This window comes from Kosakonia cowanii JCM 10956 = DSM 18146 (assembly GCF_001975225.1).
Classification (GTDB): Bacteria; Pseudomonadota; Gammaproteobacteria; order Enterobacterales; family Enterobacteriaceae; genus Kosakonia; species Kosakonia cowanii.
On sequence record NZ_CP019445.1, the window covers coordinates 4,273,593 to 4,296,110 of the forward strand.

Below are 22,518 nucleotides of genomic sequence, written 5' to 3' on the forward strand. Positions count from 1 at the left end.
CCTCACTCGCCCAGCCAGCTGGCCTGACGCTGCAACACCGGCAGCACCGGTCGACGGTTGTGAATCTCTGGCAGGGCGTGGATTAACCCCTGCGTATAGGGGTGCTGCGCGTTATCGAGATCTTTGGCGGCAATCGACTCCACCACGCGTCCGGCGTACATCACCAGCACGCGATCGCAGAAGCTACGCACCAGATTGATATCGTGGCTGATAAAAATCAGCCCCAGCCCGCGCGATTTAACCAGATCGTCCAGCAGCCCCAGCACCTGCAAACGCACCGAAACATCCAGTGCAGAGGTCGGTTCATCGGCAATCACCAGTTCCGGGTCGGTGATCAGCATCATGGCGATCATGATGCGCTGCCCCTGCCCACCGGAAATCTCGTGAGGATAGAGGTGATAGACCCGCTCCGGCTGGCGAATACGTACCACATCAAGCATCTCCAGCACTTTGGCTTTCGCCGCCTTTTTCTGCCCCGGATGGTGAGTCAGCCAGGCTTCGGCAATCTGGTCGCCAACGCACACCACCGGGTTCAGGGAGTACTTCGGGTCCTGCATAATCATCGAGATACGTTTACCGCGCACCTGGCGCATCTGCGCCTCGGTGACCTGTTGCAGATCGATATCGCCAAACTGCATACGCTCGGCAGTGATCCGCGCTTTCGCCGGATGCAGGCGCAGCAGCGCGCGTCCGACGGTGGATTTACCGGAGCCGGACTCGCCGACAATCGCCAGCTTCTCCTGACCGAGCGTAAAAGAGACGCCGCGCACCGCGTGGGTGATCGCGCCTGCGTTGACGAAATCGACATGCAGGTTGCGCACATCGAGAAGCGGCGAGTTATTCGCTGCGGGGATCGAGGATGTCACGTAAGCCGTCTCCTAAGAAGTTGAACGCCAGGCTATTGATCAAAATCGCCAGCCCCGGAATGGTCACTACCCACCAGCACTCCATCATGTAGGTGCGCCCGCTGGAGATCATCGCGCCCCACTCCGGATCGGGCGGCTGCGCGCCGAGGCCGAGAAAACCCAGCCCGGCGGCGGTCAGAATGATGCCCGCCATGTTCATGGTGATACGGATAATCACCGACGGCAGGCAGAGCGGCACAATGTGCCGGCACAGCACCCGCACCGGCGACGCGCCCTGCAAACGCACCGCCGAGATAAAATCGGCCTGGCGCAGTGACAGGGTTTCCGCCCGCGCCAACCGCGCAATTGGCGGCCAGGCGGTGAGCGTAATGGCAATGACCACATGCTCAAGGCCAGGACCGAGGGCGGCGACAAACGCCAGCGCCAGCACCAGGCTCGGAAAGGAGATAAAGATATCGGTGACGCGCATCAGCACCATATCGACTTTGCCGCCAAAGTAACCGGCGGTAACACCGAGCAGCAGGCCGAGCGGCCCGACGGTGACGGAGACCAGCAGCACGATATAGAGCGTAATGCGCGAGCCATAGACCAGCCGGCTGAAGATATCGCGCCCGAACTCATCGGTGCCGAACCAGTGGGCGGCACTCGGCGCGCTCAGGGCATTGTTGAGATCCATCACCAGCGGGTGGTAAGGGGCAATCAGCGGCGCGAAGATCGCCACAATCAGCAGCAGCAGGATAATGCTGCCGCCAATAGCGGTGAGGGGGTTGCGCGCCATTTTGCCAATAAACCCCGCCGTGCGGCCAAAGCCACGCTTGATGCGCTGGCTGCGTTCGCGGCGGGCGGCTGAAACAGGCGAATCAAATGAGACCGTCATGATTTCGTCCTCGGATCAAAGAGTTGATAGAGCATGTCGGAGAGCAGGTTCAGCAGCACGAAGATCACCCCTACCAGCAGCACACAGCCCATCACCGCATTCATATCGCCGAGCAGCAGGCTGCCGGTGAGATAGGAGCCAAAACCGGGCCAGGAGAAGACCGTTTCGATCAACACCGCCCCTTCCAGCAGTGAGCCGTAGGCCAGCGCCACCACGGTTAACAGCTGAACAAGAATATTGCGGAAGGCGTGATTCCAGATCACCTGCCGCTCGGTCAGCCCTTTCACCCGCGCGGTGATGATGAACTCCTGCGAGAGCTGCGCCAGCATAAAGCTGCGCGTCATACGGCTGATGTAAGCCAGCGAGTGAAAGCCGAGCAGCGAAGCGGGCAGCACCAGGTGATTGAGCGCATTCCAGAACACCTGGCCGTTGCCCGCCAGCAGCGCATCAACGGTAATCAAGCCAGTGCGACGCGGCACCAGGCCATCAAGCCCGAGATCGAGCCGCCCGGCGCCGCCAACCCAGCCGAGCCAGGCGTAAAACAGCAGCAGCCCCATCATGCCGACCCAGAAAATCGGCGTTGAGTAACCGGCAAGGCTGATGATACGCACCACGTAATCGGCCACGCTGTTGCGCCGTGCCGCCGCCAGCACGCCAAGAGGAATGCCCAGGCCAGCACCGACGATAATGGCGAACGTCGCCAGCTCCAGCGTTGCCGGGAAGACGCGCAGAATATCGTCCAGCACCGGTTTGCCGGTCAGTAGCGCATTGCCCAGATTGCCGTGCAGCAGGTTGTTAAGGTAGATGCCAAACTGCGTCATCAGGGACTGATCGAAGCCGAGCTGGTGGTAAACCTGCTGATAAGTGCTGTGATCGGCATCGGGGCCAACAATCGCCAGCACCGGATCGACAGGCATCACGCGGCCAATAAAGAAAGTCAGCAGCAGCAATCCGAACAGGGTGATCGCCACCTGGGTCAGTCGCGTTGAGACCCGCCTGGCCCGCGAGCCGGGGGCAAGCAGTAGCATACTCATGGTTTCTCTCCTTCAGCGCCGTCGCGTTTGTAGACTTCACGCAGAAAGGTGGTTGCCGACGGATGCGACTGGAAGTTTTTCACCTCATTGCGCACCACTACCGAATCGACCATTTGCGACAGCGGGATCAGCGCCGGGATCAGCTGGTCATAACGCACCTGAATTTGCTGGTAATCCGCCTTCTGTTTGTTTGGATCGCGCTCCAGCAGGGCCTGGTCGATCATCTCGTTAAGCGGTTTGTCATAGAAACTGGTGCGCCAGCCCTGGAAGTTGGTCAGCCGGGCTTCGTCGCTGTTATCGGGGTTATAGACCAGCGCGCGCAGGCTGGAGTGCGGGTGCGGCTCGACGCCGCTGCCGCCGCGCCCGACCAGCATGTCGAACTTGCGCTCGCGCATCGCGCCGTAGATCTGGTTGCCAGTGCCGGTGATAATTTTGGCGTTGATGCCTGCCTGCATCAGCGTCGACTGCACGGCAATGGCGATATTGAGAAACGGCTGATCGGCCAGCACGCGCAGCGTGGTGTCAAAGCCTTGCGGGTAGCCCGCTTCCGCCAGCAGCTTTTTGGCGCGCGGAATATCGAGCCGGTAGCCGGGGTCCGGCAGCGTCGACGGCATTCCCGCTTTAATCGGCCGCTGGTGCAGCACACCGTAACCCGGCATTAGCGCATTGTTGATGCCCTGGTAATCAATCAGGTAGCGCACCGCTTCGCGCACTTTTGCATTGGCGAAGTGCGGCTCTTTCATGCTCATCGCCACGTAGTAGACCGTGCCCTTCTGCACCGCCTCGACGGTAACATTCGGGTCTTTTCGCAGCGCATTGATATCCGATACCGCCATGTTGTTGGCAATATCGAGATCCCCTTTTGCCAGCATCAGGCGCAGGGTTTGCGACTCCTGAAAATGGCGCAGCACCACGCGGCTCAGCTTCGGCTCTTCGCGCCAGTAGTGCGGGTTACGCTTCATGCGCAGCACATCTTTCGCCTGCCAGGTCTCCAGCATAAACGGCCCGGAGCCAGCTTCATTGGTAGTCAGCCAGCGGTTACCCCAGTCGTTATTTACCGCATGCTTCTGCACGGTTTTGCTGTCGAGCACGCCGAGGTTGCCCAGCGCGCCAAGCGAGTAGAGCACCAGTTGCGGATCATTGGCTTTTGGCAGGGTGATTTTTACCGTGTAGGCATCCGGGGCGCTGATCTGCTGGTCGATATTCTTTTTACTGAAACCGTAGGATTTCCACACCGAGGCCTGCGCAAGGTTAAGGTGCAAAAGCCTGCGCATCGACCAGACCACATCCTCTGCGGTTAAGGGGTTGCCGGAGTGAAATTTCACGTCGTCGCGCAGATGAAAGGTCAGGCTTTTGCCGTCCGGGTCGATAGTCCAGCTTTTCGCCAGCGCCGGTTTCACGTTGGTCAGCTCGTTAGGATCCAGCTCCACCAGCGAGTCATAGAGATTGACGACGATGCCAACCACTTCATTGCCGGTCATTGCCGCCGGATCGAGGGTCAGCAGGTTGTTCATGTTCATGCCGATGATGAGCTGATCGGGCGGCGTTTTTGCCTCTGCCGCGCCGCTGCCCACCATCAACGAGAGCGCGAGTACGCACGCGCCCGCGAGGGAGTTTTTTTTCATCTATCTGTCGCCTGTAGGGTACGTTTTGCCGGTGGTGACGAGCACACAAACCGGCCCACGCGTCCCGAAAGTCAGTGCTCCCGGGTATTTTTATTGTTCAGTCGTGGCTGACGGTGTTGGCTTCGATAAAGGCAAAATTGATATCTTCCCCGAGTCCCGGACGCTGCGGCAGATGCACAAAGCCCTCGTCATCCATCGGGTCGACGATGCTATTGAGATAAGCGGCGGGCTGGTCGTAGTCGAGGAACGGGTGCAGCAGGCCGCGCTCATACCAGCGGCAGTTGCGGATCGCACCAATGACCGCAAGGCTTGCCGCGCCGTTGCCGTGCACTTCGCAATCCATGCCGAAGGATTCGGCGAGGTTCGCCACTTTTAGGGTCGGCGAAATGCCGCCCACACCGTTAGCGCCAGCGCGCAGGATGTCGCAGGCACCTGCTTTTACCCAGTCAGCGCGGCTGTGGTGTTTTCCGCCCAGGCTCTCCGGGCCGATAATCGGAATCGATAAGTTCTCCGCCAGCCAGGCGTAAGAGGACATGCTCTCCTCCTCCATCGGCTCTTCAAACCAGGCAAAGTTGAGCTTCTCCAGCTCTTTGCCAATCCACAGCGCTTCGGTGCGGCTGTACCAGTGGTAGCCATCAATCATCAGATCGATATCCGGCCCGACCGCTTCACGCACCGCAGCGCAGGCTTTGATATCCATTTTCGGGTTCGGCGCGAACTTCACCGGCGGCATCCAGGTGTGCAGCTTGATAGCCTTATAACCGCGCGCCACCAGCGTTTCGGCAAAGGCGGCGTACTCTTCCGGCGTGGAGAGACCGCCCTCGAGATCGTCGCCGCACATGGTGCTGCCGTACGCCGGGACTTTATCGCGGTAGCCGCCGAGCAGTTTATAGACCGGCATATTGAGCTTGCGGCCAATCAAATCCCATAGCGCCTGCTCAACAAACGAGAGCGCGCGTTCGGTCAGTTGATGCGCGCTGCCGCGCTGCCAGTGCACCAGATCCTGCCAGATACGCTCGCGGTTAAAAGGATCCTGGCCGACCATCACTTTGCGGAAGAATGCGGTGAGCACGAATGGACGTACCACTTCTGGCGGCGCGAATGAGTAACCGGTGCTGCCGTCGTCTGCGGTGATGGTTAACATCGCCATCTTCGCCTGCGTCTCCGGCCCCGGATGGGAGTGCCCGGCGCTGTCAAAGACCCGTCGCGTGGGGTGCTGAAAGACGGTGACGTTTACAGATTCAATTTTCATTCCGTATCCTTGAGTTTTGAAAAGCTGTTTCAGAACAAAATATATGCACAAAACCTGGTCACATCCTCGGACAAATAGCGCTAAGCGGCGACCATTTTTTGGGCATGCGCACAAGGATGCGTGATACTTTTCACAAAAGGTTACGGAAATGTGATCGGAGTCCGTGGGGGAAGACGCGGGGCAGAGAGAGAAAACCCCCTTCCTGGCGGAAAGGGGCAACAACGGAGATCAGGCGATGGTGATCTTCTCGTCGAGATAGACATCCTGTACGGCATTAATCAGCTTCACGCCGTCGGCCATTGTTTTCTTGAACGCTTTACGTCCCAGGATCAGCCCCATGCCGCCGGCACGTTTGTTGATCACCGCCGTGCGTACCGCCTCGGTGAGATCCGCCTCGCCGCCGGAGGCACCACCGGAGTTGATAAGCCCGGCACGACCCATATAGCAGTTGGCTAACTGGTAGCGCACCAGATCGATCGGGTTGTCGCTGGTGAGCTTGCTGTAGACGCGCTCATCGGTATAGCCGAATTTCACCGCGTTATAGCCGCCGTTATTCTCCGCCATCTTCTGCTTCACGATATCCGCGCCAATGGTGGCGGCAATGTGGTTCGCCTGGCCGGTGAGATCCGCTGAAACATGGTAATCGACACCATCTTTCTTAAACGCGAAGTTGCGCAGATAGGCCCACAGCACCGTCACCATGCCCAGTTCATGAGCACGCTCAAAGGCGGTGGAGATCTCTTCAATCTGGCGACGGGATTCCGGCGATCCGAAGTAGATGGTCGCGCCGACCGCTACCGCACCCATATTGAATGCCTGCTCGACGCTGGCGTAGTAGGTCTGATCATAGGTGGTCGGGTAGCTGAGGGTTTCGTTATGGTTGAGTTTCACGAGGAACGGAATGCGGTGGGCATAACGGCGGGAGACCGAGGCCAGCACGCCATAGGTTGATGCCACACAGTTACAGCCCGCTTCAATCGCCAGCTCAACGATATTTTTCGGGTCAAAGTAGAGCGGGTTGGCGGCAAACGATGCGCCTGCCGAGTGCTCAATACCCTGATCGACCGGCAAAATAGAGAGATACCCCGTGCCTGCCAGCCGCCCGTGGTTGTAGAGCGTCTGCATGTTTCGCAACACCGCAGGCGGGCGGTTGTTGTCGATCATCACGCGGTCGACGTAGTCGTGTCCGGGCAGATAGAGTTGGTCGGCAGGAATGGTCATGCAACGGTGTTGCAGAAGGCTGTCGGCGTCTTTGCCAAGTAACTGCACAATATCAGTCATTACAATGCTCCCGTAAGCTTGCGCTTCGCGAATTGGATTGTCCTTACCCACCTTGCCTGGCGATGGGCAAACTAAGCCTGGTACTCTGGCGTCAGAATGTCCACCGCCGGGCATTTTTTCAGCTTATTCTGCTGGCACGTTTCGGTTTCTGATTTACCACCACTGATGGAAGTGGTGAACCGGGCCGATACCCTCTCCCACTTCAAGCGTATCGGCCTGTGCCAGCGCAGCGGTAAGCCACTTTTTCGCCTCTGCAACCGTTTCAGCCCAGCCCGGGTGGCGCGGTCGCAGGGCCGCCAGCGCCGCCGAGAGCGTGCAGCCTGTACCGTGGGTGTTTTTTGTTGCAATGCGCACGGTGGTAAAGCGCTGTGCGCCATCGCGAGTAAAGAGCCAGTCGGGGCTTTCGGCGTCGTCCAGATGACCACCCTTCATCAATACCGCCTCACAACCGAGCGCTAACAGAGCTTCGCCCTGCTCATGCATCTCGCGCTCGCTGCGCGCATGGGGCGCATCTAACAGCGCCGCCGCTTCCGGCAGATTGGGCGTGATAAGGGAAACCTGCGGCAGTAAATGCTGGCGCAGGGAGGCGACCGCCGCAGGCGATAACAGTGGATCGCCGCTTTTCGCCAGCATTACCGTATCCAGCACCACATTGCGCACCTGGTAATGGCGCAGACGCTCTGCCACCGCTTCGACAATGTCGGTTTCCGCCAGCATGCCGATTTTAGTGGTGTCGATGCGCACATCGCTCAGCACCGAGTCCATCTGGGCAGCAACGAAATCAGGCTCGATTCGGTATACCGACTGCACGCCGCGGGTGTTTTGCGCCACCAGCGCGGTGATCACCGAACAGCCATAAGCCCCCAGCGCCGAAAAGGTTTTCAAATCCGCCTGGATCCCCGCGCCACCGCTCGGGTCGGTGCCGGCAATGGTTAAGGCATTAATCCGTTTCATTACTCCCCCTTCCCGTTTGCCGCCAGCGCATCAAGAAAAGCGGGGACGAAACTGCCAGGGCCAGCGCTCTGTTTCACCGCGCGGCTGCCCGCCTGCTTCATTATCCGGCAGGCTGACGCAATATTGAGCCGTCGCTCGCCGGGCAAGGCGCAACAGGCAGCCACCACCGCCGAGAGCGCGCAGCCGGTGCCGACCACTCGCGTCATCAGCGGATCGCCGCCGCTGATGCTGAGGGTTTGTACACCATCGGTGATGTAATCAATCTCCCCAGTGACTGCGACCACCGCGCCGGTCTGTTGAGCCAGCTGCTGCGCCGCGGGCAGCGCCGCCAGCGCGCTATCGGTGGTGTCGACGCCGCGCCCGCCGCCTGGCATACCGGCCAGGGCGAGGATTTCAGAAGCGTTGCCGCGGATGGCGGCCGGTCGAAGAGAGAGGAGTTGTTGGCAGAAACCGGAGCGAAAGGCGAGTGCGCCAACGGCAACCGGGTCGAGCGTCCAGGGGGTTTGCGCGCGGTTAGCGCTCTCAATTGCGGCGTGCATTGCTTCAGCGCGTTCGCGCGTCAGCGTGCCGACATTAATAAGTAAGGCATCAGCAATGGCGCTGAACTGCTGCGCCTCTTCACGATCGATTACCATCGCCGGTGAGGCGCCGAGCGAGAGCAGGACGTTGGCGGTAAAGGTTTGCACGACGTCATTCGTCATACAGTGAACAAGGGGAGAGAGTGTACGGAGTTGCTGTAACGCGTGTGCAGAGTGCACAGGATCAAGCAGGTCAGGTTGCATCTATTTTGCTCCTGCCCGGCGTGAAGAAGGGATGCCGGGCAGGCATCTGACTTCCCTACGCTGGCATTATCCAGATCAGGTGGTACGGGTATTTCTCAGCCTTCACGCAGAAGGGCACCCCGAGTCAAATCAATTACAAAACAATCATTTGCACAAAAACAAGTTGTAAGTTTTTAGTGTAGCCGGGTGTATGGATGAGGCGCAAGAATTTTCGATTTATCACAATGTTTATCACAGCAGTTATCACACCTCGAATAGCTTAATCACGTAATAAATACTTGCATCATCTACCCGCTGTAAGGCCAGCTTAACCCCTATCTGCCGATTGGTGAAAATTAGAGGTTTTGTAATGTGGCGTTTTCAATAAGAGAGCGTTAGCATCATCCAAAGAATCAAAGCAATGGTAATGATGAATGCAAGAGTTATTCAAAGATGTAACCGTATCAATGGTTGTTTCATGGTGGGGAGCCATAGTTTCTACAGGGCTAGCAGTCATTAAAGTAATGGAAACGTGGCGTGATCGGACAAGAATAGATCTAGGATGGAGTTTTACAACAAGTGCAAATGTTGGTCACGAGATCCGAATACGTAACCTCTCGCCAAGACCAGTAGTGTTAATTCATTGGGAGATTTATTATGCCTCTCGTTTTTGCCGTATGTTAGACAGAAAACCTATTGAAACAAGAGAATTTGATGCACCAGATTCAACACTACCGCCCTTTACAACTCATACACTAACCTTCATTGATGAAAATTATTTCCACATTAATTACAAAAAGATGAAGTCAAAAGCTATCTATATAAATATTCATTTTGCAGGTAGGGATGTTATCCGTCGAAAAATCCCCTCATAACTTACGAGATAATGAAGGAATGAAGTCCCACTTTTTCAGTGGGGTTTAATTTAAATCCAATTATGACGGCGGCGATTAGCATATAGAGAGTTTTCAGTGTCTGTAACAAAATTACAGTATTTAGGACAATAGACCTTATTGGAAGGGTTAATAATATCCTTATCAATTTGGTAACGAAAATTAGTGAGCCATTCAGAATAACCTTCTAGCTTCTTGATATCCGCATAAAAGTTTTCGTATGAATGCCACCTTTCGCAGACTGTACAGCCACGATAAGTGGGAAAGCGTTCTAGATGTTTTTCATCGTAGCATCTTCTAAGCATTTCCTTCCAAGTGCGATACTCCCTAACCATTTGTCCATCTATTTGAGAAGATAAATTATCACCTTTAATACCTACTCCATAAACTGTAGGCTTCATAGGATCTTTAACAGCACAAATTTTAATAACGCTAGATTGTACTTTTTTGACATATCCAGTAGCTAAAAATTCAATAGTTATATTACGAGCATTGATAACATCAATGATTTTATATTTCCCGTAATTTTTACTATCGTAAATATCACCAACTTTAAAACCTACTAATTTTTAAACCTCGCCATCTTTTACTTTACCCTTAATGAGATTATTAAACCTGACTGATTTACTATTACCGTCATCTAAGAACTCGATAACTACATCATGATAGGAATTGATTTGAGTAATCTTGAGTCTACTGACCTGCCCCCCAAGATTAGATACAACCTTCAGTTAGTAATGTCGGTTGGTTTTTCTTCATATTTCCTGTTTCGCCAGTCCGTTGCGAATTCAGCTGGTGTCTGGTGATCCAGCGATGAATGGGGACGGCACTCGTTATAATCCTGCCGCCAGTCATTAATCGTTTTCCGGGCATGAAGAATATCGCTGAACCAGTGTTTATTCAGACACTCATCGCGAAAGCGTCCGTTAAAACTTTCAATAAATCCGTTCTGCGTTGGCTTACCCGGCTGGATAAGCCGTAGTTCCACGCCATGCTCAAAGGCCCATTGATCGAGCGCGCGGCAGGTAAATTCCAGGCCCTGATCGGTTCTTATTGTTGTCGGATAGCCCCGAAATAGCGCGATGGTGTCCAGAATGCGCGTGATCTGAACGCCGGCAATACCGAAAGCTGCGATGATCATCAGACACTCCTTCGTGACATCATCCACACAGGTCAGGCACTTGATCCTGCGACCGTTGGTCAGTGCGTCCATAACGAAATCCATCGACCATGTAAGGTTCGGCGCATCCGGGCGCAGAAGCGGAAACCGTTCGGTCGCCAGCCCTTTACGGCGTCGTCTGCGTTTTACACTCAGTCCATTAAGGTGGTAAATACGGTATACCCGCTTGTGATTGACGTGAAGGCCCTCCCTGCGCAGCAACTGCCAGATGCGCCGGTAACCAAAACGTCTGCGTTCAAGCGCCAGTTCAGTAATACGCCCTGATAAATGTGCATCAGCAGCCGGACGCTGAGCATCATAACGGCAGGTCGACAGGGGCAAACCTGTAAGCCTGCAGGCACGACGTTGCGACAGACCGGTCGCATCACACATCAACACCATGGCTTCCCGCTTCTGGTCTGTCGTCAGTACTTTCGCCCCAGAGTCACCTGAAGCGCCTCCTTATCCAGCATGGCTTCGGCAAGCAGCTTCCTGAGCCTGGCGTTCTCTTCCTCAAGCGACTTCAGGCGCTTAACCTCGGGCACCTCCATACTGCCATACTTCTTACGCCAAGCGTAAAAGGTGGCGTCGGAAATGGCGTGCTTGCGGCAGAGCTCACGGGCAGAAACCCCGGCTTCAGCCTCGCGGAGGATACTGATGATCTGTTCGTCGGAAAAACGCTTCTTCATGGGGATGTCCTTATGTGGCTTATGAAGACATTACTAACATCGTGGTGTGTTAATCAACGGGGAGCAGGTCAGAAGCGAGAACAAAGGGGACGTGTGGGGGGAAGTAAAAAAGGAGCAGGTGAATAACCTGAACTTATACCAGTAATGTCTTGAACACGCTTAAGCGCCTTAGAAGAAAAAAGCTTGTTGGTCTTTTAAGGAAAAAATTACAGATTGAAACGAGTTCGTACTAATTTTTCCCTATACAATATTGATTGCTGTTATGGCTTTTTGTTTATAAACTCTTCTGATTTTAACCACTGACAAACTAATTGAGTCATCGCAGTTAATGATAATGACATAAACGACAAAGCTAAAAATGGAATCGCAGTTGGTACTATTAGCCATTTTTTGCTATCAGAAAACCCTAAGGAGAATTGAGAAAGACATGTCAACAGACAGAACGCGATAGAAAGCACAAGTAAATAAGTAATATTTAACAGTGGTCGGTAAAGATCAGATTTTTTTATATCTACACTATCATCTAATTTTTTTCCTTTCCTAAAGGTAGCAATATAATCCTCTGAGTCAAACATCTTTTCTTTGAGATTGATAACTACAAAAGTTAATAATGATAATAAGAAAGACGATATCCCGAGAAAAGAAGAGAACACATAACCTCGCATAAAGGTCTTATAATTTGATATAAGGAGATCTAAAGAACCACTTATCTTAACTCCAGCATATACGAATGCAACATAAGCTACCAAGCCTATTATACTGCCTATAGCAATATTTCTCGTAAACATTCTGGCCTCCTGCTTATTTTAAAAGCTTGTGGTTGACTATAATGTCTTTACTATCTAAGTATACAGTGTTGGAAAGAAAAGAGCTAACAGTCATCCCGTTAATATTATTGGAGAATTGATCATAGTCGAATATCCCAACGTTATTGGCTTTATCTACAAGTCCAATAACCTCTCCTGCTGATGCCACGTTATCACGTCCTTTAACACTAACAGATTTAGCCCTAGCTTGTAATACCCCATTAATATAGTTTACCAAGTCATCTCTATCAGTGGCTTTACCGATATCCAATCCACTCGTATTCATTTTAATTTGCACGCTTTTGGTATGATTCTTATATGCACCACTGATGTAACTTTGTTGTGCAGTTAAAGTTGTGAATGTTACATTTATTTCATCGATAAATTTGTATTTCTTTAATTTGTCAACTATCGAAGAATCATCGACCAGTCTATTAATCTTAACTTTCTCGTTTCTTTTTTTCGTCCTATACAACTTTCTAATTGCGTTGAAATATCCCTGCCTTAATTTCGCATCAAAAGTGCTAAGTGTCATTGATCCTTCATTATGAAGATAGACACCTTTCAAATTCTTTTTCTTAATAATGAGCATGTTTATTTCACCAATAAAATCAGCGTTAGCATTGCTATTCACCGATACCGTAAAATTATTATTGGCGTGATTTAATAAAAAATGTGATCTAGCGACTTTTTCGCTAAGCACTAATATAGAGAAACAATCATTATCTTCGAAAAATCTAAATTTAACATTAATGTCACTATTAGAGTAATCCATATCGGTAGAATTATTTTTGACACAATCAGCTAAAAAACTACCAAATGCTAGCCGCCCATGTGTGTATTCAATCTCAACGGGAATGCAATAAACATTCATAATCATATCCATGTTTTATTGGTCTAATTACCTCATTATAAAGCGAAAATTATAGGTCGACAACTTAAAGGTTAGAACCCTTAAGCTACCATGTATCATGGACAACATAGTTTACTACACCTCTATAAGCCCTTGTAAAAAATCATTTAAATCAAGTAATTAAAAAATAAAGTAACAAGAAAACATATCTAAAATCTCAGTCTGGCTAACTTTTGCATTGTCACATCTTATCTAAAGCCATCTTTAACGAATCACTTCAAAATTATTAGTTTGCTAATAATTTATTGTGCATTCTTTCATTGCTATGTTACATGAAAGTACTATCCAGGCTATGACAAATTATTTAAACCCTCTTTTAGTTTTTGTTGCTTCATTTCCATTCAAGCCCATCAATGATGTAAAGTAAAGATGCAAGCGGTACAGTGTGAATATAACGTTTCGTCACTCCAAGATTAGATTTAACATGGCCTACTACACTTTGAAGATGAGTAATATCTTTCATCCAGCCAGAAGCATAAGTAATAATCGTATGACGCAAACTATGTATAGCTCTACGTGATCCATCTTTATCTAAAGCGGAGATACCTAACCCATCACGAATTTCAATAAATTGCTGAGCAAGCTGATTAAGGCTAGTACTTGCTATATCAGGGAATAAATGACCTGATTTCCCTTTAACGAAATCAAGGAATCCAAAATCAATAAGATCACTATGTAGCGCTACTTCTCGTGTAGCGTTCTCTGTTTTACCGTTACCATCTTCCGCTATATATAAGTAATGACGTTGAGTATCAGCATCAAGCTTAATTTGAGAAGCTTTTAGTTTAGCAATTTCACCACGGCGAGCACCAGTATAAATAAGCAAAAGCATGATCCATTTCATAGAATCTTTGGTTTACAATGCATAATTAATATATTGCTTAATCTCAGCTTTGTTATATACGCATTAACGTGAATTTTCTTTTTTAAGCTTCACTCCTTCCATTGGTGAGCGATCTAATAACTTTAGCTCTTAAACAAAGTAAATGCTGAAGAATTGGTTGAAGATTTTAATGTGAGAGTTATAGAAAGAAGCTCCTATTCGGAATATCATCTTGCTCTAAGCGTTCTTTAACGCTCATCTTGTTGTACGGTGGCTTACGTGCATCAGGAAGAGATTCAATAGACTCCATAATACGATCTATTGTCTTACGAGTAATTTCGTAAACATTGAAATCATCCCCTAACGTGGCTAATAGACTTTCAAAAGAGCGCTCATTCTTCTTAGCATGCCCAACGTTCCAGATCTCCCCCTTCTTGATTTTGTATTGCTTAAAGTCATTCTATGCTTGAGCAAGGGTGAGCGTAGGTGTTTTGGGTTTAATTAATGGTGTTGTAGCAGAAGGTATAACGAGAGGGAGAGCATCAACGCTAACATTCTGAGAGGTGATTACAGATTTTGAAGGAGTAAGCAGAGTATCAATAAACGCATCAAACGCTTCTAACGTGATTTGGTTGCGTTTGTATTGATAGATATGAGGAGTGATGTTAGTCATGAGATTACTAGCCTCACGTAAGCTATCAGTAAGAAGAGATCGACGGTAAAGACTATCATCACGTAGAGTCACTTGAAGATAGTAAACTCCCGCTCTAAGGAAGGTGTAAGCTAATTTCCGCTTTGAGTTTAAGGCTACATTTTTATCACAGTACATTTAACACCCTTTATCACAGCAGGGTGTAAGTCTTTGTTTTTATTTATTTTATTACGAATCTACGATGGCATTATCCAGATCAGGTGGTACGGGTATTTCTCAGCCTTCACGCAGAAGGGCACCCCGAGTCATAACATCAATAAATTGTGGTGAAACCGTTCAGTAGCTTAATGCCGACAGCGTCATGTGTAAATGCGCATTTGCCCGTGCACTCAGTGGCGAATCTGCGCCAGCTCCGCTTCGGTAAGGCCGGTCATACTCATCACCGTGCTGCGATCGAGGCCGTTTTGCAGCATCGTCCGTGCGATGCGGAACGCCTCTTCTTTGCGCCCCTTCTCGATACCGCGCTGCTCGCCGATCTCAAGGCCTATTGCAATACCTATTTGTTCAAGCTGCTGTGCGATTGTCATCAATTGGTCCTCATGCTGTGGCGCCTGGTGCGTAGGCCCGATAAGCGTCAGCGCCATCGGGCAAATAAATGCCAGGAATGAAATTGTTATTTCATCAACTTATGCGCAATAACCTGCAATTGTTGGGCGATCTCCTGCAGGTTAGCGCTCTGCTCCTGCAATGCGCCGGTAGAGTGACGCACAATCAGCCGCGCAGGAAGCACGGATGAACTGCGGGCGGCGTCGCCGTGGCCGCTGTCGAGCAGGCGACGCACCGCCTCTTTACCCTGTAAATCGAGATCCAGCGAGACTGTAGTTAACGACGGGTGGAAGAAGGAGCTTTCATAGGTGTCATCGTAACCGATCACCGATTTCTCGCCGGGGATGGCGATCTGATGTTGATGAAACGCGCTCAGCACGCCGAGCGCCATCTGGTCATTCCCCACCAGCACGGCAGTAAAGTTGGGCGTTTCGCGCAGCATCTGCAGTGCGCCTGCATAACCGCTCTGCGCATCCCAGTTGCCGTGGAATACCTTCACCGGTTTCAGGCCGTAGCTATCAAGCGTATCCACCCAGCTTTTCAGCCGTAGCTTTGCCGAGACGGAGCTTTCAGGCCCCGCCAACAGCGCGATATCGCGATGCCCCAGATCGTAGAGATGTTTGACGCTCGCACGGGTGCCGTCCGCCGGATTAAATGAGACGTTAAACACCGAGCTGTAAGGGTCAACGTCGAGGAACAGGCAAACAATATCATCATTGTCAGCCGCAATGCGCTGGGCTTCATCGGTCTCCAGCGGCACGTTAATGATCACCTTATCAACCAGCTGCGACTTAAGTTCGTTGATCGCCGACTGGATATCATGATTGACGTTCTCATCAATCATTGAGATCAGCACCTGGTAGCCGTCAAGATTGGCATAGCGTTTTACCGCCGCTGCCACCTGTGAAGGGGCATGCAGCGCCAGCGAGGTGGTGACGAGTCCAAGGGTCTGACTCTGCTTACCGACCAGCTGTTGCGCCAGCCGGTTCGGCACATAACGCAGCAACTCTATCGCTTTCTCAACCTTGAGACGCGTGGCTTCGGATACATTGGCAGATTTATTGAGTACCCTGGACACGGTCTGATAGGAGACACCCGCATGGCGGGCAACGTCTTCCAACGTCGCGCTTTTAGACTTCATGGTCCGGTTCCTTATGTTGTTATGCGCCAATTGTAACAGGGCAGATCAAAAAAAACGCTCACCGCTCATTTCCTCGCCGCTTTCGCCGCCAATAAGTATCACGCTCACAATACGCATAAATGTGAACAAATTCTCCACCTGTAACAAAAATCGCTGATTTATTTGCAGTTAATCACACATTTTAGATCCTCAGTTTGCCTGTTTTTACAATTAAGCATTTTATGACTGCGATTATGTGAACGTAATACAAAACAATAAGAGGAACACGATGAAGACTCCACTACGCACACTCTCTCTTGCGTTAGCCGCTGCGCTGACCTCAACCTCGCTGATGGCGGCCACCTCGGTACCCATCGATTTTCACGGCTACCTGCGCGGCGGCGTGGGCGTGTCGGGCGATGGCGGCCAGGTGGAGTGGCAGAAAAATAAGATCGGGCGTCTGGGCAATGAATCTGACACCTACGGCGAGCTTGAGCTGGGCTCGGAAGTCTACAAAAAAGATGACGTCAGCTTTTACCTCGACAGCATGGTCAGCATGGTGTCCGATGGCTCCAACGATAACGAAACCACCATCGGCGACGATGCGCAGTTCGGCTTACGCCAGCTGAACCTGCAGATCAAAGGGCTGATCCCCAACGATCCCAACGCGGTGATCTGGGGCGGTAAACGCTACTATCAGCGCCACGATCTGCACATTATCGATACCAAATACTGGAATATCTCCGGCTCCGGCGCGGGGATCGAAAACTACACCTTCGGGCCGGGCGCCGTCTCTTTTGCGTGGATCCGCGGCGATGCCAATGACGTGGATTACCGCGTTGATAACGACAATGACGTCAATATTAACTATCTGGACCTGCGCTATGCCGGCTGGAAACCGTGGGCGGGCGCGTGGACGGAGTTTGGCATTGATTACGCCATGCCGAACCCAACCAAAAAGCAGAAGGCTTACGGCGGGCTGTACGACGCGGATGATGGCGTGATGCTGACCGGTGAAATCAGCCAGGATATGCTCGGCGGCTATAACAAGCTGGTGTTGCAGTACGCCAACAAAGGGCTGGCGCAGAATATGGTGTCGCAGGGCGGCGGCTGGTATGACATGTGGAACTATGTCAACGATGCTACCGGCTATCGCGTCATCAACACCGGGCTTATCCCGATCACCGACCGCTTCTCCTTTAACCATGTGTTGACCTACGGCGCGGCCGAAGATACCACTGCGTTTACCGACAAATCCCGTCTGGTGTCGCTGGTTGGTCGTGCGCAGTATCAGTTCACCGAATATGTACGTCTGATTGGTGAAGTGGGCGGCTTTTACCAGAAGGATAACTACAAAAACGGCACCAACTATAAGCAGAGCGGCGAGAAGTACACTATCGCGCTGGGTCTTGCTGACGGTGCCGATTTTATGTCGCGTCCGGAGCTGCGCCTCTTCGCCTCTTATTTAAATGACTCTGAAGATGGCAAAGCATTTGAAGATGGCACCAAAAATAACACCTGGAACTTTGGTGTGCAGGTGGAAGCCTGGTGGTAAATAAGTGCGATATTTTTTTCGCCTTTATTAACCCACTCTGTTAGTAAAATCGTTATTTATCTCTGAGCCTTGCAGGTTTATATTGCCACTGCGTTCGTTATTGTTTATTTGGGATACCCCTTCGGGTATCCCTTTTTTATTGCTAACGAGCAGAGAAACGCTCATCGAGTAATTTACGCAGTGCGTCAGATTGCTTGCCAAAAATAGCATGCACCTGTTGGCCGAGAATAATGACGCCCAGCGCCCCCTCATCCTGTAGCGCCTGAGAATCGACCCGGGGTAACTCTTTTACCGTGACGCGCAGGCGTGTCAGACAGGCATCAACCTGTTCAATATTTGCCTCACCGCCAAACGCCGCGGCCAGTCGCTCAATTTTCAGCACCTCAGCGTCGCTGAGCGGGGTGGCCGGTTTGGCCTCAGAGAAGTAATGCAGGAAGGATTTAAGGCTTACCATTGCAGGTCTCCGTAATCAGCAGATAAAAAAACGCCTGCCCGGATGGGCAGGCGCGCAGAGTAGGCTTACGCGTCGCGGCGAACGACGCGGCAATCCCAGGGTTTGAGCACAAGCGCACCGCTGACGGCGGCGTCGCTCAGGCAGTCGTGATAACCCGGCGGCAGTGTGATGCTCTGCTGCTGCGCGGTAAAGTTTTGAATAAAGACAAACGCCTGTTCACCATCTTCCCGCGCGGTCGCCACCACGCCCGGCGGTAGCTCAACGTTAAGCGCACGCGGCAGTGATAGCGTGTCGATAAGGTTGGCGAAGAAGTCCCGCTGGAAGGCGAGATCGTTACGCGAGGCGACATGCCAGGCTTTGCCCTTGCCGAAAGCGTTGACCGTGACCGCCGGGCGACCGGCATAGAAATCATCCCGGTAGGTTGCCAGCGGCTGCGCGCCCTCAAGCTGAATCAGCTCGCAAAGATGGCGCACCTGATACGGCCCCTGTAAGCCCGCCTCGTTGCCCGCCAGCCCCTGCACCAGGTTTCGTTCATGGTCGTCGAGACAGTCGATCTCCTCAGCCCAGATGCCGAGCAAGTTGCGCAGCGGACCGGGGAAACCGCCCAGGTGGCACAGATCGCTCTCATTGACCACGCCGCTCCAGTAAGAGGTCACCAGATGGCCGCCGCTGGCGACAAAGCTCTCGGCGCGTTCAGCGAAGCCGTCGCGCACCATATAGAGCATCGGGGCGATAACTAAATGGTAGCGGCTGAGATCGGCATCGGCATTAATCACATCCACCGCCACGCCCTTCTCCCAGAAGGGTCGGTAGTGTTCGTTAACCGTCTTCTCATACTCCATGCCCTTGTTGCGCGGCCCCTGCGCATCATCCAGCGCCCAGCGGTTCTGCTGGTCGAAGATAATCGCCACCCGCGCCTCGGTGCGACAGCCCATGACCGGCGTCAGCTTGCTGAACATCTCGCCGAGGGCGGAGACTTCACGGCCAACGCGGGTATCAAGATGGCCGACATGATCAATCACCGCACCGTGGAACTTCTCCACCGATCCACGGCTTTTGCGCCACTGGAAGTACTGCACCGAATCGGCGCCGTGCGCCACCGCCTGCAAAGAGGAGAGGATATGCATGCCCGGCTTTTTCAGCTTGCTGGTTGGCTGCCAGTTGGTGACGCTTGGCGTCGACTCCATCAGCACAAAGGGCTTGCCGCCTTTCAGCGTGCGCATCATGTCGTGATACATGGCGGTGTAGCAGGCGAGCTGGGTTTCATCTTTATCGCGGTGCCACATCGGGTAGCTGTCCCAGGAGATAAAGTCGATCGCCTCCGCAAGCTGCCAGTAGTCGTAGTCGTAGAAGTACTCCATAAAGTTGGTGGTCACCGGCAGCGCCGCGTTGGCGGCCTTCAGCGGGGCAACTTCATGGCGGCAGAAATCGGTTACCTGGGCGGTGTTAAAGCGTCGCCAGTCGAGATTAAGGCCATGAATGGAGACTTCGCCCTGTGGCGCAGGGGACTCAATTTGCGACCAGTCGCTGTAGGTGTGGCTCCAGAAGTCGCTCCACCAGGCGTGGTTCAGCGCCTCCAGCGTCTGGTAGCGCGCCTTCAGCCAGTCGCGGAACTTCTGCTGGCATAAATCACAGTGGCACTCGCCGCCATACTCGTTGGAGATGTGCCAGCCGAGCACCGCCGGATGCTGCCCGTAACGCTCCGCCAGCAGGGTATTGATCTTCAGCGTCTTTTCACGGTAGACCGGCGAGCTCATGCAGTGGTTGTGGCGACCGCCATGCAGCGCGGGCACGCGATCGCGCCCGACACGCAGCACTTGCGGGTATTTTTGCGACATCCACGCCGGACGCGCACCGCTCGGCGTGGCGAGAAATATATGGATACCGGCGGCATATAATTTCTCAATCACCTCATCGAGCCAGGCGAAATTAAATACTCCCTCCTGCGGCTCGAGTTTCGACCAGCTAAATATTCCGACCGACATCACATTACATTTTGCCTGCTGCATCATGGCAATATCGCTATCGATAATACCGGGATAGTTTTCCCACTGCTCCGGGTTATAGTCCGCGCCATGCAATAGCGAGACGACCTTCGGGCTTAAAGGCGCAAATTTATTCATTATTCATTCCTGAAATTTACAACACGATAATTAATTAAAGACTTTCACCGACGGCAGCACTTTTCCCTGGCAATCAAACAGCGCCTGGTTTTCACGCGCATTGCCCTCTTTCCAGTGGTCATTGATATATTTCATGCCGGCGGGCGTGGCCCAGCCATTGCCCGGCACGGCAATCCAGGTCGGTTCCCAGTAGAAAATGCCCTTGCCGCGCTGGCCCTGCACATTGATGACCGACTGCATTAAATCGTGCACATAGTCATATTGCCCCTGCACAGTCGCCGGGTAGCCGCCCGCCTTCTCCTCTTTCGCCTGGAAGCTGTTCTCGGCGTTATCGCAATTCGCCAACGTATAGGCGTAGGCCGCCTCGACGACGATGACATCTTTGTTGTAGCGCTTGCTGATGTCATCCATGTTGGCCTGCAGGGCGCTGATTGGCCCGTTCCAGTAGGTATACATCGATAGGCCAATCACATCGAAAGGCACGTTGCGTTTGGTTATCTCATCAAACCACCAGCGGAAGGTGTCGTTTTTGGTCCCTTCGGCGAGGTGCAGCATGATCTTCACCTGCTCGCCGTTATTCAGGTTCTCTTTGACGCCATCGATTCCGGCCGTGAGCAGCCCGGCTAACCGATCAAACTCGCCGCCGCCCTGCCCCCAGCTTTTGCCCTCCGGCCAGAGCATGCCGCCGTTGATCTCATTACCGATCTGCACCATGTCCGGCAACACGCCCGCCTGCTTAAACTGCGCAATCGTGTCGCGGGTGTAGTCATGCACCCGGCTTTTTAGCTGCGGATAATCGAGCTTCTCCCAGGCTTTCGGTTTGAACTGCTTGCCCGGATCGGTCCAGAAATCGCTGTAGTGCAGATCGAGCAGCAGCTTCATGCCCTGCGCTTTTGCCCGCTTTGCCAGCGCAAGGGTGGTGGCAAGATCGTTATCGCCGCCGCCGTAGGCATTGCCCTGCGCATCTTTCGGGTCGACCCACAGCCGCAGGCGAACATAGTTGACGCCGTTGGCTTTCAGGATAGCCAGCGCATCCTGCGGCTGATTTTTGTCGTTATAGAATTTCGCCCCGTGCTTTTCCGCATCGAGCAGCGTGGAGATATCCGCCCCTTTAATAAAGTCGGCGGGCATTTGGGTAAACGGGCGCGTGGTCACCGCGCTGGCAGAAAAACTGGCAGCGAGGCATACCGCCAGCAGAGCGGGAGTCAGTCTTTTCATATGCTTATCCTTTTGTACTGCCGGAGGTGAGGCCGGAGACGAAGTATTTTTGTAACGCCAGGTAGAGGATCGCCACCGGCACCGCAATCAGCACCGCACCCGCGGCGTAAGTGGTGTAGCTGGCACCCATTTTTTGCGCCACCAGGTTATAGAGCCCAATCGGCAGCGTGTATTTATCCGGCGTGCGCAAAATGGTGCTTGAGAGGATGAAATCCCCCAGCGGGCCGGTGAAGGAGAAGAGCGCCACCACCGCGATAATCGGTTTCGACAGCGGCAGGATGATCTCAATAAAGATGCGGAAGTTGCTGGCACCATCCATGCGCGCGGACTCATCAAGATCGCGCGGAATGGCATCCAGGTAGCCCTTCATCAGATAGGTGTTCATCGGGATCATCCCGGCAACGTAGATCAGCACCAGCGCCATATGGCTGTTGATAAGCCCGAGCAACTGCGAGAGAACGAAAATCGCAATCAGCGCCGAGAACTGCGGGATCATCTGCAACAGCAGAAAGAGCATCAGCCCGTTCTGGCGGCCTTTAAAGCGAAAGCGCGAAAAGGCATAGGCGGTAAAACTGACGCTAATTAAAGTCAGGATCATGGTCAGCAGGCTGATCTTCATCGAGTTCCAGTACCAGGTGAGGTAGTTCACCTGGCCGTTAAAGAGATCGGCATAGTGCTGGAACGAGAGATTTTCCGGGATGATCGAGGTGCTGAGCAGGCTGTTGCCGGCATTCAGCGACGCGCCAATCGTCCACACCAGCGGGTAGATAATCGTCAGCGACACCGCTGCTATCACCAGCCAGGAGAGCGTCAGGCGAATAACCTTCTCGCGGCGAATACTTTGTGATTGAGCCATT

The 22,518-nt window shown here is 52.6% G+C and carries 21 protein-coding genes, 1 pseudogene and 1 riboswitch; of the genes and pseudogenes, 2 read left to right on the forward strand and 20 right to left on the reverse strand.

From position 1 onward, the window contains the following. Positions 1–2 precede the first annotated feature (2 nt). From BWI95_RS20285 to thiM, 8 genes are all read right to left on the reverse strand, one after another. Positions 3–866: an ABC transporter ATP-binding protein gene (locus tag BWI95_RS20285; RefSeq protein ID WP_023478564.1), complete on the reverse strand. Its 864-nt coding sequence runs from the start codon at positions 864–866 to the stop codon at positions 3–5. Continuing rightward, complete coding sequence (locus BWI95_RS20290) at positions 838–1,743, reverse strand: ABC transporter permease (protein ID WP_054804409.1); 906 nt, start codon at positions 1,741–1,743, stop codon at positions 838–840. Before BWI95_RS20290 ends, BWI95_RS20285 begins: the two co-directional genes overlap by 29 nt. Next, positions 1,740–2,777: an ABC transporter permease gene (locus tag BWI95_RS20295; protein WP_023478569.1), complete on the reverse strand. Its 1,038-nt coding sequence runs from the start codon at positions 2,775–2,777 to the stop codon at positions 1,740–1,742. Before BWI95_RS20295 ends, BWI95_RS20290 begins: the two co-directional genes overlap by 4 nt. Continuing rightward, on the reverse strand, positions 2,774–4,402 hold the full coding sequence (locus BWI95_RS20300; RefSeq protein WP_076770141.1) for an ABC transporter substrate-binding protein: 1,629 nt from the start codon (positions 4,400–4,402) through the stop codon (positions 2,774–2,776). Before BWI95_RS20300 ends, BWI95_RS20295 begins: the two co-directional genes overlap by 4 nt. Positions 4,403–4,499: 97 nt before the next feature. Beyond that, complete coding sequence (locus BWI95_RS20305; protein WP_076770142.1) at positions 4,500–5,654, reverse strand: mandelate racemase family protein; 1,155 nt, start codon at positions 5,652–5,654, stop codon at positions 4,500–4,502. A 228-nt stretch (positions 5,655–5,882) separates the two neighbouring features. Beyond that, a complete protein-coding gene (fbaB, locus tag BWI95_RS20310) occupies positions 5,883–6,935 on the reverse strand; it encodes a class I fructose-bisphosphate aldolase (protein ID WP_076770143.1) in 1,053 nt (350 codons plus the stop codon). A gap of 153 nt (positions 6,936–7,088) precedes the next feature. Continuing rightward, positions 7,089–7,889: a bifunctional hydroxymethylpyrimidine kinase/phosphomethylpyrimidine kinase gene (thiD, locus tag BWI95_RS20315; RefSeq protein WP_076770144.1), complete on the reverse strand. Its 801-nt coding sequence runs from the start codon at positions 7,887–7,889 to the stop codon at positions 7,089–7,091. Then, entirely contained in the window at positions 7,889–8,671 is a 783-nt protein-coding gene (thiM, locus tag BWI95_RS20320; RefSeq protein WP_076770145.1) for a hydroxyethylthiazole kinase, read from the reverse strand. The genes thiD and thiM overlap by 1 nt, the downstream gene beginning before the upstream one ends. A 35-nt stretch (positions 8,672–8,706) precedes the next feature. Continuing rightward, a riboswitch (TPP riboswitch) is annotated at positions 8,707–8,803 on the reverse strand. Between the two features lie 281 nt (positions 8,804–9,084). Between thiM and BWI95_RS23420 the strand changes: the two genes are divergently transcribed. Then, a complete protein-coding gene (locus BWI95_RS23420; protein ID WP_156884932.1) occupies positions 9,085–9,525 on the forward strand; it encodes a hypothetical protein in 441 nt (146 codons plus the stop codon). Between the two features lie 50 nt (positions 9,526–9,575). Here the strand turns inward: BWI95_RS23420 and BWI95_RS23425 are convergent, their stop codons facing one another. From BWI95_RS23425 to BWI95_RS20355, 8 genes and pseudogenes are all read right to left on the reverse strand, one after another. Continuing rightward, positions 9,576–9,944: a hypothetical protein gene (locus tag BWI95_RS23425; RefSeq protein ID WP_156884933.1), complete on the reverse strand. Its 369-nt coding sequence runs from the start codon at positions 9,942–9,944 to the stop codon at positions 9,576–9,578. 326 nt (positions 9,945–10,270) lie between these two features. Next, positions 10,271–11,391 (reverse strand): IS3 family transposase gene (locus BWI95_RS20325; protein ID WP_156884934.1). Its coding sequence is split into 2 segments (ribosomal slippage): positions 10,271–11,133 and positions 11,133–11,391, totalling 1,122 coding nucleotides; the frame shifts between segments, so codons are not numbered across the junction. Between the two features lie 260 nt (positions 11,392–11,651). Next, entirely contained in the window at positions 11,652–12,179 is a 528-nt protein-coding gene (locus BWI95_RS20335; protein ID WP_054804411.1) for a hypothetical protein, read from the reverse strand. A 13-nt stretch (positions 12,180–12,192) separates the two neighbouring features. Continuing rightward, positions 12,193–13,083, reverse strand: a complete 891-nt coding sequence (locus BWI95_RS20340; RefSeq protein WP_076770146.1) for a hypothetical protein — start codon at positions 13,081–13,083, stop codon at positions 12,193–12,195. Between the two features lie 358 nt (positions 13,084–13,441). Further along, on the reverse strand, positions 13,442–13,954 hold the full coding sequence (locus tag BWI95_RS23150; protein ID WP_054804413.1) for a tyrosine-type recombinase/integrase: 513 nt from the start codon (positions 13,952–13,954) through the stop codon (positions 13,442–13,444). A 439-nt stretch (positions 13,955–14,393) separates the two neighbouring features. After that, a complete protein-coding gene (locus BWI95_RS23435) occupies positions 14,394–14,762 on the reverse strand; it encodes a hypothetical protein (RefSeq protein WP_156884936.1) in 369 nt (122 codons plus the stop codon). A 212-nt stretch (positions 14,763–14,974) separates the two neighbouring features. Beyond that, positions 14,975–15,199: pseudogene (locus BWI95_RS20350) on the reverse strand (ISNCY family transposase); the annotation flags it as partial. A gap of 59 nt (positions 15,200–15,258) precedes the next feature. Then, complete coding sequence (locus tag BWI95_RS20355) at positions 15,259–16,332, reverse strand: LacI family DNA-binding transcriptional regulator (RefSeq protein WP_023478571.1); 1,074 nt, start codon at positions 16,330–16,332, stop codon at positions 15,259–15,261. Positions 16,333–16,600: 268 nt separating this feature from the next. Here BWI95_RS20355 and BWI95_RS20360 point away from each other — a divergent pair, with 268 nt between their 5' ends. After that, complete coding sequence (locus BWI95_RS20360) at positions 16,601–17,866, forward strand: maltoporin (RefSeq protein WP_076770147.1); 1,266 nt, start codon at positions 16,601–16,603, stop codon at positions 17,864–17,866. 142 nt (positions 17,867–18,008) lie between these two features. Here the strand turns inward: BWI95_RS20360 and BWI95_RS20365 are convergent, their stop codons facing one another. From BWI95_RS20365 to BWI95_RS20380, 4 genes are all read right to left on the reverse strand, one after another. Continuing rightward, on the reverse strand, positions 18,009–18,320 hold the full coding sequence (locus BWI95_RS20365) for a glucose PTS transporter subunit EIIB (protein ID WP_054804415.1): 312 nt from the start codon (positions 18,318–18,320) through the stop codon (positions 18,009–18,011). A 65-nt stretch (positions 18,321–18,385) separates the two neighbouring features. After that, entirely contained in the window at positions 18,386–20,443 is a 2,058-nt protein-coding gene (locus BWI95_RS20370) for a beta-galactosidase (RefSeq protein ID WP_076770148.1), read from the reverse strand. Between the two features lie 30 nt (positions 20,444–20,473). After that, the gene (locus tag BWI95_RS20375; RefSeq protein ID WP_023478558.1) at positions 20,474–21,661 is read right to left on the reverse strand and encodes a glycoside hydrolase family 53 protein; all 1,188 of its coding nucleotides are present in this window, start codon (positions 21,659–21,661) and stop codon (positions 20,474–20,476) included. A gap of 4 nt (positions 21,662–21,665) precedes the next feature. Then, positions 21,666–22,517, reverse strand: a complete 852-nt coding sequence (locus BWI95_RS20380) for a sugar ABC transporter permease (RefSeq protein WP_042716650.1) — start codon at positions 22,515–22,517, stop codon at positions 21,666–21,668. Position 22,518: the final 1 nt, after the last annotated feature.